14 protein-coding genes are annotated in these 14405 nt (G+C 57.3%); 5 read left to right on the top strand and 9 right to left on the bottom strand.

Going from position 1 to position 14405, the window contains the following annotated elements; translation table 11 throughout:
- Positions 1-10: 10 nt before the first annotated feature.
- The 5 genes from ELE36_RS00180 (at position 11) to ELE36_RS00160 (ending at position 3690) form a co-directional block, all read left to right on the top strand.
- On the top strand, positions 11-736 hold the full coding sequence (locus ELE36_RS00180; RefSeq protein ID WP_129831170.1) for a 4'-phosphopantetheinyl transferase family protein: 726 nt from the start codon (positions 11-13) through the stop codon (positions 734-736).
- 26 nt (positions 737-762) lie between these two features.
- Positions 763-1332, top strand: coding sequence for an RNA polymerase sigma factor (locus ELE36_RS00175; RefSeq protein WP_129831169.1), 570 nt, complete (start codon positions 763-765; stop codon positions 1330-1332).
- Positions 1325-1813 (top strand): hypothetical protein, encoded by a 489-nt coding sequence (locus ELE36_RS00170; RefSeq protein ID WP_129831168.1) that lies wholly within the window; start codon positions 1325-1327, stop codon positions 1811-1813. The genes ELE36_RS00175 and ELE36_RS00170 overlap by 8 nt, the downstream gene beginning before the upstream one ends.
- A 27-nt stretch (positions 1814-1840) precedes the next feature.
- Positions 1841-2818: a PDZ domain-containing protein gene (locus ELE36_RS00165; protein ID WP_129831167.1), complete on the top strand. Its 978-nt coding sequence runs from the start codon at positions 1841-1843 to the stop codon at positions 2816-2818.
- A 128-nt stretch (positions 2819-2946) separates the two neighbouring features.
- Complete coding sequence (locus ELE36_RS00160) at positions 2947-3690, top strand: pyridoxine 5'-phosphate synthase (RefSeq protein WP_129831166.1); 744 nt, start codon at positions 2947-2949, stop codon at positions 3688-3690.
- Positions 3691-3805: 115 nt separating this feature from the next.
- Here ELE36_RS00160 and ELE36_RS00155 read toward each other — a convergent pair whose 3' ends face one another.
- The 9 genes from ELE36_RS00155 to dnaA form a co-directional block, all read right to left on the bottom strand.
- On the bottom strand, positions 3806-4222 hold the full coding sequence (locus ELE36_RS00155; protein ID WP_129831165.1) for an ExbD/TolR family protein: 417 nt from the start codon (positions 4220-4222) through the stop codon (positions 3806-3808).
- 11 nt (positions 4223-4233) lie between these two features.
- Complete coding sequence (locus ELE36_RS00150; protein ID WP_129831164.1) at positions 4234-4641, bottom strand: ExbD/TolR family protein; 408 nt, start codon at positions 4639-4641, stop codon at positions 4234-4236.
- 3 nt (positions 4642-4644) lie between these two features.
- Positions 4645-5379 (bottom strand): MotA/TolQ/ExbB proton channel family protein, encoded by a 735-nt coding sequence (locus ELE36_RS00145; protein ID WP_129831163.1) that lies wholly within the window; start codon positions 5377-5379, stop codon positions 4645-4647.
- A gap of 74 nt (positions 5380-5453) precedes the next feature.
- Positions 5454-6014, bottom strand: coding sequence for an energy transducer TonB (locus ELE36_RS00140; protein WP_340642622.1), 561 nt, complete (start codon positions 6012-6014; stop codon positions 5454-5456).
- 320 nt (positions 6015-6334) lie between these two features.
- Positions 6335-7663: a tetratricopeptide repeat protein gene (locus ELE36_RS00135; protein ID WP_165371399.1), complete on the bottom strand. Its 1329-nt coding sequence runs from the start codon at positions 7661-7663 to the stop codon at positions 6335-6337.
- Positions 7664-7949: 286 nt separating this feature from the next.
- Positions 7950-10376 carry a DNA topoisomerase (ATP-hydrolyzing) subunit B gene (gene gyrB / locus ELE36_RS00130; RefSeq protein WP_129831160.1) on the bottom strand — a complete coding sequence of 809 codons (2427 nt, stop codon included), beginning with the start codon at positions 10374-10376 and terminating at the stop codon, positions 7950-7952.
- A gap of 119 nt (positions 10377-10495) precedes the next feature.
- Entirely contained in the window at positions 10496-11578 is a 1083-nt protein-coding gene (gene recF, locus ELE36_RS00125; RefSeq protein ID WP_129831159.1) for a DNA replication/repair protein RecF, read from the bottom strand.
- 85 nt (positions 11579-11663) lie between these two features.
- A complete protein-coding gene (dnaN, locus tag ELE36_RS00120; protein WP_129831158.1) occupies positions 11664-12764 on the bottom strand; it encodes a DNA polymerase III subunit beta in 1101 nt (366 codons plus the stop codon).
- Positions 12765-12979: 215 nt separating this feature from the next.
- Positions 12980-14311: a chromosomal replication initiator protein DnaA gene (gene dnaA, locus ELE36_RS00115; RefSeq protein WP_129831157.1), complete on the bottom strand. Its 1332-nt coding sequence runs from the start codon at positions 14309-14311 to the stop codon at positions 12980-12982.
- Positions 14312-14405: the final 94 nt, after the last annotated feature.

Raw genomic sequence — 14405 nt, 5'->3', positions numbered from 1 at the left:
GCATGACGGCATGTTAGTACTCGACTCCACCGCGTTTCGTATTGTTGAGCGCGCGCCAGCTATCGACGGTCAGACCATCCATGTCTGGGTTGGCGATCATGTGCCCAAGGCATCGCCACGATCAGACGATCCGAATGCGACGGCGCGTGTTTTGCTGGCGCCGGTGCTGATCCACTATCCGCACCTGGCGGATGTTGCGCTCGATCGCACCGCACATGGCAAACCATTCTTCGATCCTGCACACGACATGGATTTCAATCTTTCCCACAGCGGCGATCACGCGCTGGTTGCACTCGCGCAGGGCCAATCGATCGGTGTCGATCTCGAACACAGCGGACGCCGTCGTTCGGTGCTCGCGCTGGCGCAACGGTTTTTTTGCGCGAGTGAATTCGCGGCACTTGCGGCATTGCCCGAAGCCCAGCAGCAATGGGCGTTTCTACGGTTGTGGACCTGCAAGGAAGCCGTGCTCAAGGCCTTGGGCCGTGGCATCGCGTTTGGTTTGCATCGCTTGGAATTCGCCCTCGATCCGCTCGGCACGCCGACCCATTTGCACGCGATTACTGACGACGGCGGCGACGTCACCGATTGGCATGTCGTGGCGTTGCAACCTGCGCCGGGTTATGTCGGTGCACTCGCGTGGCACGGTGCCGATCGCCAGGTTCTCGGTTTTCGCACCAGCGCCAGCGGCGGCAATCACGCACCAGTTTGCGACGCTGAGCCGCTGCGCTGCGTCTGAGTGGCAAGACCGATCAGAGCGATGCAATGAGTTCAAACACTGGCTTCGCCCAGATTCTCGACCTGGAAATTCTGGCGCGTGCCTTGCGCGGCGACATGGCGGCGTTTGCCGACATTTATCGTTTGTATGGACGTGCTTGTTACAACTTGGCGCTGCGCTTGCTCGGCAACGCGGCAACCGCGGAGGATATCGTGCAAGAAGTGTTTCTCAAACTCATGAGCATGCTGCGCAGCTTTCGTGGCGAGGCCCCTTTTGGCGCGTGGCTGAAACGTTTGACGGTGAACGCGAGCATCGATTTTCTGCGCCGTGAACGGCGCCTTGATGGTGTCGATGCCGAAGCTATTCTGGCGCAACAAGCCGCCATCGAGCCGGGCGCGGAACAGGCGATCGATGTCCAGGTTTTGCTGCGACAACTCAGCCCACGCGCGCGCGCCGTGCTGGTTTTGCACGAACTCGAAGGTTATACCCACAAGGAAATGGCGAGTTTGTTCGGCCAGACGGAAAGCTATTCCAAATCCCTGCTTGCACGCAGCCTGCAACGCTTGAACGCGCTGGTGGATGCCGCCGCACCAACCTCGAGCGCCGACCATGTCTGATTCGACTACTCAACTCGTTACTTCGAGCCCGCGACTGCGCAAGTTGCTCAGTGGTGCGGACGTCGATCCGCCTGCGGCGCTGTGGCCGCGCATCGTCGCCGCGCACGCACTGCAATTGCAACAACGCCGGCGCCGACGCTGGTTCGCAAGTCTGGCCGCGGCGGCGTGTTTACTGATCGCGATGGTACTGCTGCCGCGCTTCATTGATCGCACGCCGAACGCTGCACAGTCGGTCGACTGGAAGTCGATGGCGCAACAACTCGAATTGCGCTTGCAGGATCTGGATAACGCACAGATGGGTCAGGCCGCGTCGCTGCTGCCTGAGCAGGCCGATCTGGAGGCGCTCGATCACTGTTTGCAGGCTGCTTACGACCATGCGGCCGGCAATGCAGAACTCATGTCGTTGTGGCAGCGCCGTTACGCGCTGCTGAATACGCTGCTGACTGTTCGTAGTCAGCAGCAAGTGGTGACCCGGATCTGATCGATCCGAATTGATGGAGATACGGTGATGAAGACAAATCGACTGTTATTGCGTACCACACTTGTTTTGGCGATATGCCAGAGCGGTGTGGCTTTCGCCACAACGGATACCGCTGCGACAGATGCGCCAGCATTGAACGCGATTTCGGCGCAAGCGCCGCCGAATGCCGAACGCGCCTTGCACGAAGAGATGCACCGCACTTTGCTGCGGCTGGCTGAAGCGGGCGCCTTGGGCAACTCGCCCGAACGGCTTGCGCTGGATGTAAGCGAACCCGCCCAACGCAGCAATAATCTTGGCCTGCTAATCGATTCGAGCAAAGCCACGGCCGACGGCGTGCATGTGCTTGGTATCACGCCGGGCGGCAGTGCCGAACGCATGGGTGTGCGCACCGGCGACCTGGTTACTGCGGTCAATTCGCGTTCACTGCAGAATCTGGGTGTCGATGCTGAACAACGGCCACTTGCGCCCGGTGTGCTCAAAAATTCTGTGGATCAACTCAAGGACGGCGAGCCGTTGCAACTGGCCGTGCGGCGCGATGGCAAATCGCTCGCGCTGAATGCGCCCGTGCATGCCTTGTATCTGCCGGCGATGCGCCTGCAACTTGGTGCCGCGGCGCTGTTGACGGCGAGCGCCGGTGGCGCGACCGAAGCAACTGGCGGCTGCGGCCGCATCAGCCAATTCGATGTCGCCCCGCGCCAGCAGAACCTGCACCGCGCCGTGATCATCAGCATTGACGGCAAACTGCCGGGGCCGCAAGGTCAGGATGCGTTTCAGGTTCCGGCTGGCCAGCATTCCGTGGAAGTTGCCGAGGCGATCGAGAGTCGCTACTTACCGTTCAACGATATCGCACGCACCTCGAATCGCCGTTATCAAAAGCTGAGCGTCGATGTCGCGGCCAATACTACTTATCTGATCGCGGCGCGCCTGATCCCGGACAAACGTACCGATCCGAAGGCCTATTGGGAGCCGGTGATGTGGAAGCAAAATGCTGAGACTTGTAATTAGAAAGGCAACTTTCAAAGTGTGAATCGCGTGCCGAGAATTAGCTGCCAACAGCCATAGCGACGTTATAATCGCAGGATCGTACGGCTCTTTTTTCCGAGCCAGCGATTCATTCTTTCGTCGGACCGCGCATGACCTCGTTAAGCGTCAATATCAACAAGATTGCCGTGCTGCGCAATTCCCGCGGCGGCAACGAACCGGATGTAGCCACAGCCGCGCGCGCGTGTATCGCTGCAGGCTGCGCCGGCATTACCGTGCATCCGCGTCCCGATCAGCGACACATTCGTGCCGAGGATGTTTTTGCCTTATTGCCATTGTTGGCCGGCACCGAGCTCAATATCGAAGGCAATCCGTTCGCGCCAGCGCAAGGCACCTATCCGGGCCTGCTGGCGTTGGTTCGTGCCACACGGCCGACGCAATGTACGCTGGTGCCAGATGGCGATGCTCAGCTGACTTCCGATCACGGTTTTGATCTGCGTCGTGATGGAGAGCGTTTGCGACCGCTGATTGCGGAGCTGCAGAGTTATGGCTGTCGGGTCAGTCTGTTCATGGATGCGGGATCGCCGGATATTGCGCGTGTCGCCGACCTCGGCGCCGAACGAATCGAGATTTATACCGGGCCTTATGCGCAGGCGTTTGCGCTGGGCGATCATGCGGCGGCATTGGCGGCTTGTGTCGTGACGGCGAACGATGCACATGACGCTGGATTGGGTATCAACGCCGGCCACGATTTGAACCAGAACAATCTACTCACACTAAAGCAGGCGATCCCGTTTCTCGATGAAGTATCAATCGGCCACGCGCTGATTGGCGAGGCGCTGTATGCGGGGCTGGCGGCAACCGTGCAGGCTTATCTGCAGATTTTGCGCGATTGACAGAGCAGTCTGAATATTGCGGATCGCAGGGCGTTGCCTGAATCCGCCGGAATATTCCCAGACTAACGGTCAGCAACTGATGCTGACCGCAGATTTTACGAATACGCCGGAATCCCTACTCGGCAGCCTTGCCGGTAGTGACAAATCCCACATGCACCATGCCGGCAGCTTTTGCCGTCGACATGATCGACCAGATGGTCGAGTATTGCGTGGTTTTTTCCGCGCGAATCTCCAGCTCCGGCTGCGGCAACTGCTGCGCAAATACGGCCATGCGCGCCTTGAACTGCGCATCGGTAACCGGACCATCATCCAGAAACAACTCACCGTTCTTGTTGACGGCGAGATCGATCGGCGGGATTTTCACGCCCGACTCGATGCCCGGATCCGCTTTCGGCAGATCGACACGAATCTTGTGCGCGGCCAGCGGCGCCGTAATCATGAAAATGATCAACAACACCAGCATCACGTCCACGAGCGGCGTGACGTTGATTTCCGCCATGACACCGCCGCTACCACCACTACTGAAAGCCATTGTTTTGTTCCTTACTTCTCGAAGCCGATTTTCTTCACACCGACACGCTTGGCTTCACCCATCACGGAGGCGATCTTGTCGTATTCGGTAGTGTCGGCAGCCTTGATACGCAGTTCCGGCTGATCGGCTTCTGCCTTGACGCCGAGCACAGCGAGCTGCGCCTGCAACTCCGGCAACGTGATCGGATTGTTATTCCATTCCATACCACCGGTCTCGCGGATCATCAGATTGATCGGGTCGATCGGCTTCGGCGGTTCAATAACATTTGGCGAAGGCTGCGGCAGATCAATACTGATCTTGTGCGTCATGACCGGTGCCGTGATCATGAAAATGATCAACAGCACCAACATCACGTCCACCAAGGGCGTGACGTTCATATCGGCCATTGGGCCGCTGCCACCGCCAGAACTGAATGCCATGACTTATTTCCTCGTCGGAACAACCACTGCAGCGGTGTCTACGCGTGAACCGGTAGCGTAGAAATCGTGCAGGTCATGCGCGAACTCGTCGAACTGCGACAGCGTGACGCGATTCGCACGAACAAAGAAGTTGTAACCAAGCACGGCGGGAATCGCGACGCCCAGACCGACCGCGGTCATGATCAATGCTTCACCAACCGGACCGGCGACTGCGTCGATCGATGCCTGACCGGAAGCGCCGATTTTCAGCAGTGCGTGGTAAATGCCCCAGACCGTGCCGAGCAGACCAACGAACGGTGCGGTCGAACCCACGGTCGCCAGTACCGACAGACCGCCTTCGAGGCGAGCACTCTCACGAGCGACTGCCTGGCGCAGCGCACGATCAATGAACTCACTGCGATTCAGGGCCTCGACCAGACGGCTGCCTTCGTTGCGCTGGTGATGAGCAGCGGCGAGTGCGCAATCCAGAGCGATCTTCGAGAACGGCTCGGCCTTCGGCTGCTGTTCTAGGAAGTTCACTGCGTCCTGGGTGGAACCGGTCTCCCAGAACGTACTGCGAACCTTGTCGGCGCGGGCACGGATCATCAGGTTGCGCAGGAAGTTGGCAACGATGAAATAGATCGACAGTACCGACATGATCACCAGTACCACGAATACCACGAGTCCAAGCGGATCGAAGTTGTGGATCAGGTGGTCAAAACCCATCTGCGACAGGGCCTGGGCATCATTGCCACCCAAGGCGCCAGCTGCATGTGGAACGGTGCCGGGCTGAACGGCGGGATTCGAAGCTGCATCTTGTTGCATATACGTACCTACTCTGAGAGGCTGAAATTGATTGGGACCAACGCGTAACTGGCACTTGGCTTGCCACCTGACGAGCCCGGATTGAACATCCAGGTTTTCACTGCGGCGATAGCTGCCTGATCGAGCTCACGATGACCACTCGATTTTTCTACTGTCACTTCTTGTGGACTACCGTCCGGGCCCACCAGCACCTTGAGTAGGCATTTGCCTTCCATGTGCTGACGCACCGCGGCAGGCGGATACTTCGGCGGACGCATCTTACGATAGCTCACATTCTCGCTCGCCGCGATATCCGATGGCGGCGGCGGCGGCGCCGGTGGTGCCGGTGGCGGTGCAGCCACTGACATCGGCGTCGCTTCCGTTTGCACCACTGGTGGCGGTGGCGTCGGTGGAGGCGTCGGTGGCGGTTTGATTTTTTCGACGATTTTCGGTGGCGGCTTTTTCGGCGGCTCCGGTGGCGGCGGCGGCGGCGGCGGTGGCGGTGGCGGCGGCTCAATGAATTCCACCGTCACAATGTGCTCGCTTTCCTTGTCCTTCGCCTTGGGCGGGGCCAACGGAGCAATCATCATGATGAATGCAAAGGTGTGTAACGCAAAAGCGACCGTCAGGGCCGTTGTACGGGCCCAGCTAAATCGCTCGTTACCAGATTGGGTAGGGTCTGACGCCATCAACTTGAACCAACGCTAGATTGTTTAAGAAGCCCGCGACGCATGCATAACGTTGTGGATGTTTAGACATCCAAATACGTCATGGCCTTTCGGCGGAGCCGTGGACGGTACACTACCTTTAACGCGCTAGACAAGGTGTTCGCGGAAAATAATCTCGAACACCGTGTAAAAGCCCGGTTTTTGTTACTCAGGTAGCACGCAAAACTGCAGAACGTTTCAGATCACTTTTTCTTTTTCTGAATCTTGACGCCGCCACGCAATGCTTTCAGGCGTTGGTCAGCCATCGGCTTGGAGCTCGGAAATCCCGTCGCTTTTTCGTAGTCGGCAATCGCCGCAGCACTCTCACCCAGGTCATTCTCGGCATCACCGCGCAGCAGATAGGCCTCGCCTTGCTGGCGCAAACCACCCTTGCTGATGGCCTGCGAGAACGCCTCCTTGGCTTCCTTGCTGTGATCCGAGTAGAACAGGATATAACCGCGCTGGTAATCGACGTTGCCGTCTTTGGCGAGCGGCGAGGCTTTGGCATACGCAGCCAGAGCGTGGGTATCATCCTCACTCTGGGCGTACATGTCGCCGAGCAGCTTGTAATTGTCGTAGGTCGGCTTGACGATGCCTTTGCTGAGCCCCTCTTCCAGCACCGGAGCACCGTCCTTGGGTTTGTCGGCATTGGCGTAGAGCTGCGCCAGATGCTTGTAGTCGTCCTCGGTGGTGATCAGGCCCTTGGTCTTGGCAGCAGCGAGCAGATCCAGCGCTTTTTGATCCTGCTTCGCATTGATGTAAACGGCGGCGAGGCGCTGGATCAGTTTCAGGTTGTTTGGATCTTTCGCCAGTTGCGCTTGCGCAATCTTGCCGGCCTCGTCGAATTGCTTGGTCTCGAAATAACTCGCCATGAGAATTTCGGTCCACGAATCGTTCGGCTTGTCCGGTGCGAGCGAAATCGCCTTGTTCAGTGCTTCGATCGCTTCCGGATATTTTTCGAGACGATAGTAGGAGTTGCCACGCAGTGCATACACTTCGGCTTTTTCGGTCAACGTGGCTTTTTGCCAGGCATCCAGCGACGTCAGTGCGTCCTGGTATTTTTCCTGCTGCATTTGCAACTGCGCGATCTGGTACATCGCCGCAAATTGTTCGCGGTTGGGTAGCGCATCGATCGCGATCGCCTGCTGAATCAGCTGGATCGCGCCGTCGTAGTCGTCTTTTTCCTGCTTGATCTGCGCTTCGCCCTGCAAGGCCTTGGCCTGCCCGTATTTGCCGGAGTGCGAGTCGGACGCCACCTTGGCAAGCAGTTCCTGCGCTGCGTCGAACTGGTTCTTGTCGAGCAGATCAAACGCCTTGTTCAGATCCTTGCTGCCTTTCTCGGACAGATCGTTTTTCGGATCGCGGCGGGTCGCGTTCGGGTATTCGTTTTTCTCGTCTTTTTTCTTTGACGACGATCCGTCAGGGCTGGCATAGCTCGCCGCATAGACCGGGATAAATCCGATGCTGGTGATGGCGAGTCCGAAGGCCACTGCGGTACACCATTTTTTGAGCGACAATTTTTGCGTTTGCATGATGAGTAATTCTCCCAAACGTAACAATTCTGGTTGCCATGACGCGGCATTACTTGATGTGCCGAGAGTAGCGCCCTGGCGAGATAATTCCAAGGGCATGCGCCGCAATTTCAGCGATGCTAACAAATATACTTTTAATCAAAGTATATTTGTTGCAAGCGGAATGGGCGCGTTAATCAGACCGCGTCAAAAAATGTTCGCGCCCGCCATATCACGGATAAAGTGCGTTAAAACAATGCTTTACCAAATTTTCTGGTGGCTAGCCGTCAACATTGCCGACAATCTGCTAGATGTCGAGATTGCTGACTCGCAGCGCATTCTTCTCGATGAAAGCCCGCCGCGGCTCGACCACATCACCCATCAGGGTCGAGAAGATCTGATCCGCCGCAACCGCGTCTTCGATGGTGACTTGCAGCAATCGACGCGTTTCCGGATTCACTGTGGTTTCCCACAACTGTTCCGGATTCATTTCGCCCAGTCCCTTGAAGCGCTGGATGGTGCGACCCTTTTTCGCCTCGTCCATCAGCCATGACTGTGCTTGCGCAAAGTTGGCGATGGCGCGGCTATTATTGCCGCGGCGAATCTCGGCACCCGGCTGGATCAGGTCGGCGAGCTGCGCGGCCAGATCAGCGATGGGTTTGAATTCCGGACTCGTGAAAAAGTTTGCCGGCAGGATTTGCGTGGTGGCGAGACCATGATGCTCGCGCTTGATTTCCAGCGCGGCCGGATGCTCCGCCGTGGCGGCACGTACGCTGAGTTGATAGAACGCGCGCCCCAACCCGCTCGCGTTGACCTTGCGAGCCAAGCCTTCCAGCCAAGCGGTTGCGCTGTCGGCTTGTTGCCAGCTCTCGCTCGGCAACGGCGCCATATCCAGCATCGCGGTCAAGATTGCGCTGTCGAAACGTAGGCTCAACCGACCGATTTGATCGCTCGCAAGTTGATAATCCTGCAGCAGTTTTTCCAGAACTTCGCCACGCAATGGCGGCGCGTCGGGGCTGTATTTCAACTCGGAATTCTCAACCGCGTTGCTGATCAGATACGCGTTCAGCGCCGCATCGTCCTTGAGATACATTTCCTGCTTGCCCTGCTTGAGTTTGTACAGCGGCGGCAGGCCGATATAAATATACCCACGATCGATCAATACCGGCATCTGCCGATAGAAGAACGTCAGCAACAAGGTGCGGATGTGCGATCCATCGACGTCCGCATCGGTCATGATGATGATGCGGTGGTAACGCAGCTTGTCCGGATTGAACTCTTCCTTGCCGATACCGCAACCGAGCGCGGTGATCAAGGTGCCGACTTCCGGCGATGACAGCATCTTGTCGAATCGCGCCTTCTCGACGTTGAGGATTTTTCCCTTCAGCGGTAATACCGCCTGGGTTTTGCGATTACGCCCCTGCTTGGCTGAGCCACCCGCAGAATCACCCTCGACCAGGAACAATTCACTGAGCGCCGGATCTTTTTCCTGACAATCAGCGAGCTTGCCCGGCAGACCGGCGATATCCAGCGCGCTCTTGCGCCGCGTCAGCTCACGCGCCTTGCGCGCCGCCTCGCGGGCACGCGCGGCATCGACCACTTTGGCCGCAATGGCGCGCGCTTCCGCCGGATTTTCCAGCAAGAATTCTTCGAGCTTCTGGTTGATCGCAGACTCGACCACGCCCTTCACTTCCGAGGAAACCAGCTTGTCTTTGGTCTGTGACGAGAATTTCGGATCCGGCACCTTCACCGACAATACTGCGATCAAACCCTCGCGCATATCGTCGCCGGCGAGCGTGACCTTGGCGGTACGCTGCAGGCCACTGGCCTCGATATAGTTACTCAGCGTGCGCGTCAATGCCGCACGGAAACCGGCCAAGTGGGTGCCGCCGTCTTTCTGTGGAATGTTGTTGGTGAAGCAGAAGCAGTTTTCTTGATACGCATCGGTCCATTGCATCGCCAGATCGACAGTGATGTTGCTCTGATGCGAGCTGAAGTTGATCACGGTGGGATGCAACGGCGTCTTCAGATGTGCCAAATGCTGTACGAACGAGCGAATGCCGCCCTCGTATTCGAAGATGTCGTGCCGATCGACACGCTCGTCATGCAATTCGATACGCACACCCGAATTCAGGAACGACAGTTCGCGCAGGCGCTTCGCCAGAATGTCGTAGTGGAATTCGATATTGGTGAAAATGGTCGGGCTCGGCATGAAACGCACGGTCGTGCCGCGCAGCGCAGATGGCCCGATCACCTTGAGCGGATAGACGGGTTCGCCGAGGCGATACTCCTGCTGATGCTCGAACCCATCGCGGTAAATCGTCAGATACAACACTTCCGACAAGGCGTTGACCACAGATACACCAACACCGTGCAGACCACCGGAAACCTTGTAGGAGTTGTCGTCGAACTTGCCGCCAGCGTGCAGCACGGTCATGACCACTTCGGCGGTCGAACGCCCTTCTTCGTGCATGTCGACCGGGATGCCGCGGCCGTTATCGATCACACTGACCGAGGTATCGCTGTGGATCGTCACGATTACACGATCGCAGTATCCCGCCAAAGCCTCATCAATGGAGTTGTCCACCACCTCGAAGACCATGTGGTGCAGGCCGGTGCCGTCATCGGTATCACCGATGTACATGCCCGGGCGCTTGCGCACCGCTTCCAGGCCCTTTAGTACCTTGATGTTGCTCGAATCGTAATGGTTGTTCTGATCGTTATGCTCAGTCATGCGCAGTAGGCATCCGGCGTGGCCGCGGTTTGGTTCGCGGCATGGGACCAGCGCGAGGCCGGTCAAGACGGCAATTATAGCAGCCGCGCGCTCAGGGCGTTTGCGGCTGGAACTCGCTGCTACAGCGCTGTCACCGAACCACGTTCCACGTGGAACCTTCGTACCGCACCATCCACGATCAATGGCGCCAGTGCGACAGGGGTCTCGGTTCCAGTAATAAGGATTTGTGCATCCAGCCCCAAGGATTTAACGACCAACGCCTGATGCTCGGCATCAAGTTCGGAAGCAAGATCGTCGAGGCAGATTATCGGCCAGTCGCCTTTTGTATGTGCGAGGTGCTGCGCCTGCGCGAGCAGACATGCCAGCGCGCAGAGTTTTTCTTGGCCGCGCGACAAATGCTCGCGTTTGGATGCCAAATCAAACCGTAGAGACCAATCAGCACGGTGCGCACCAGCGCTGGTAAATCCACGCGCAATATCGCGAGCGTAATTCTGCTGGAGTCTTTCCAGCAGAGACATATCGGCATTCCAACCCGGATCGAAACTCAGTTGAACAGCTCCCAGCTCACTCAAAAACGTGCTCGCGAGACCGACGAGATAAGGGCGCAATGCATCGAGGTAGCGCGCCCGATAATCAGCCAAAACCACGGCCGCGCCAGCCAGTTCGATATCCCAAGGCCCCAGTTCTGACTCGCGCGGCGATTGCCTTAGCAAAGCATTGCGTTGTTTAAGTGCGCGTTGGTGCCGCCGCCACTGCAAGGTGAAATCTTGTTCCACGTGGAACAAACCCCAGTCGAGAAATGATCTTCTCTCAGCAGCAGGGCCAGAAATCAGCGCGTGCGAACCGGGCTCGAAACAAACCACGGCACAAAGTCGTAAAAGCTCCGTCAAACTTTGTGGCTGAGTTCCGTCTATGCGTGATTGCCAACGTGCACCGGTCCGCAGAAGACCAAGTCGATGTTGAACATCTGCCCCCGTCAACAGTTGACCAAACACCGACAGATGGCTCTGCCCTTCCTGTAACAGCACATCGCGATTGGCACTTCGGAAAGAGCGGGCATGCGAAAGCAGGTGCACCGCTTCCAGAATGCTGGTTTTACCGGCGCCGTTTCCGCCAGTAAACAAATTGATTCCCGGACTCAGCGTTATGTCCAGCGACGAGAACACGCGGAAGTTTTCGAGTCGCAGTTCAGCTAAACGCACAACAAACTCCGCAAACAGCGAAGCCCGCGGCACAAAATAACAAGCGCACGCGGGCTTCGGTTGAAACGAACAAAACAGCGGAGAACTAGAGACGCAGGGGCATGACTACATGACGCGACTGATCGGAGTCAGTCGCACGCATCAGGCAGCTCGAATTTCCATCACGCAAACAAATCAGGACCTCATCGCCGCGCAGCGCACTAAGCGCGTCCTGCAGGTAATTCACATTGAAGCCGACGCTAAGATCAGAAACTCCCGTGCGCGCTTCAAGGTCTTCGACCGCTTCCTCCTGCTCCGGGTTATGCGCGACGATGCGCAAACGATTCGGATTCACTTCAAGTTTCACGCCACGATATTTTTCATTCGACAAGATCGCCGCGCGTTGCAGCGCCGAGCGCAACTCTTCACGCCCGACGCGAACTTCCTTGTCGGCACCGATCGGGATTACTGCCTCGTAGTCCGGGAAACGGCCGTCAATCAGCTTTGAAGTGAAGGTCACGCCACCGCGATGCACGCGCAAGTGATTGCGTCCGAACTCGAGCTCGACCGTGCCGTCGCCCGTCTCGAACAATCCTTGCAGCTCTAGGACACCTTTGCGCGGGATGATGATTTGGCGGCGAGTGGTGACGCTCTCATCCAGCGTCGTCTCCGCCAGCGCCAAACGGTGCCCGTCCGTGGCAACACAACGCAGCACCTTATCGCGCAAATCCAGCAGCAAACCGTTTAGGTAATAACGAACATCCTGCTGCGCCATTGCAAAGCTGGTTCGATCCATCAGCTCTTTGAGCGTTGCTTCGGGCAACGTGACGCGTTCGACCAATTCGATGTTTTCGATGACCGGAAATTCGCTGGCCGGAAGAGTAGCCAAAGTGAACTTGCTTCGACCGGCGCTGACCGTCACACGATCGCCAGACTGTTTGATATCGACCTTGCAGCCGTCAGGCAGCGCGCGGCAAATATCGAACAGCTTGCGCGCTGGTATCGTGATTTCTCCCGATTCAAGATCCTGCGCCTCGGTGCTCGCTACCATCTCGACCTCAAGATCGGTTCCGGTGAACGACACGCGGTCAGCACTCACGTTGACAAGCAGATTGGCCAGCACAGGCAGCGTTTGTCGACGTTCGACCACGCCAACAACCTGTTGCAGGGGCTTGAGTAAAACCTCGCGTTGAATGCTGAATCGCATGGCGCAGTATTTCCCGGTTAGTGACTAATAAAGATCTTGATAATAGGTATAAGTAGTAGCTGTAGTGCCTGTGCATAACAAAAAAATAAACTATTTCGCTATATTTTTCAGTATCTTGAGAAAGATTTTCGCGCTGTACATCTATCTGCCCCGGCTGTGGGTGGATTGTGGATAACTTTTCACCAACCAGCTATCCCCACCTTATCCACAGCCACTTAGCCGGTCAGGGTTCGCAGTAATTTATCCCAGTCCTGACGCAACTTCCCATCCGTCTTGCACAGCTCGCGTATGGTGCGGCAGGCATGCAACACCGTGGTGTGGTCGCGCCCGCCAAACGCATCGCCGATTTCAGGCAGACTGTGCTCGGTCAACTCTTTCGCCAAGGTCATTGCCATCTGTCGTGGCCGCGCCAGAGAACGGCTGCGATTCTTCGACAACAAATCACTCAGCCGCAACTGATAATAATCCCCGACGATCTTCTGGATGTTCGGGATAGTAATCGCTTGCGCATGGACTGTAAGCAAGTCGCGCAATGTTTCCTGCGCAAACTCTTCGGTTACCGGTTTGCCGAGAAAATTCGCGCGCGCGGCCAGAGTGTTCAGCGCGCCTTCGAGATCGCGCACATTCGAACGCATGCGCCGCGCCACAAGGAAGGCCACCTCTTCCGGCAAATCGATATGTTTTTCCGCCGCCTTGCTTAGCAAAATTGCAGCGCGGGTCTCGAAATCCGGTGGTTCGATCGCGACGCTCAAACCCCATCCGAGACGTGATTTCAGGCGCGGTTCGAGATTTTCAACCTCTTTCGGATAACGATCGCAGGTCAGGATAATTTGCTGCTTGCCTTCGAACAGCGCGTTGAAGGTGTGGAAAAATTCCTCCTGGGTGGTGTTTTTCCCGGCGAAAAACTGAATATCGTCGATCAGCAGCGCATCCACCGAACGGCAGCGGCGCTTGAAATCATCCATGTTCTTGGTGCGCAGCGCATCGATCATCGCGCCGACAAACTGTTCGGATCGCAGATACGTGACACGCATCGCCGGATTATTGGCGCGCATCAGATTGCCCGCCGCATGCATCAGGTGGGTTTTACCCAGACCCGTGCCGCCGTACAACAACAGCGGGTTGTAAGCACGGCCTGGATTCAGCGCCACCTGCATCGCGGCAGCCTTGCCGAGCTGGTTGGTCTTGCCTTCGATGAAATTATCAAAGGTGTAATGTCGATCGAGGCTGGGTTCCGGCGCGCTCGCCGTATGCCTGAGCGGAGCTTCCGCCGACAAGGAAATCGGCCTGACCGTTGCCTTCCGGCTCGAAACAGCGCCCACATCCAGACGCAACGGCACCGGCGCACCTTTCAAATGCGCCAATACGGTTTGAATGCGGGGCAGAAAATCGGCACGTACCGTTTCCAGCGTGTATGCGTTTGGCGCCAGCAGATGCAATCCGTCACCGTCTTCGCTGACCTGCAGCGGCCGCAGATACGTGTGCAAATCCTCGACGCTAAGCTCGCCTTCCAGGCGCTCCAGACAGCGCCGCCACAACTCGATCATGCTCGTTCCATTTCGTATGCGTCACGCAAGCCTGAAGGCGCGCGATGTTTAAAGCAGGCGGATTCTGCAGTCTACCGCGCATGTGCGGCCAGCG

The organism is Pseudolysobacter antarcticus (assembly GCF_004168365.1).
Classification (GTDB): Bacteria; Pseudomonadota; Gammaproteobacteria; order Xanthomonadales; family Rhodanobacteraceae; genus Pseudolysobacter; species Pseudolysobacter antarcticus.
The sequence above is the reverse complement of the archived record's forward strand: the minus strand, read 5'-3'. Positions and strand labels throughout refer to the sequence as shown.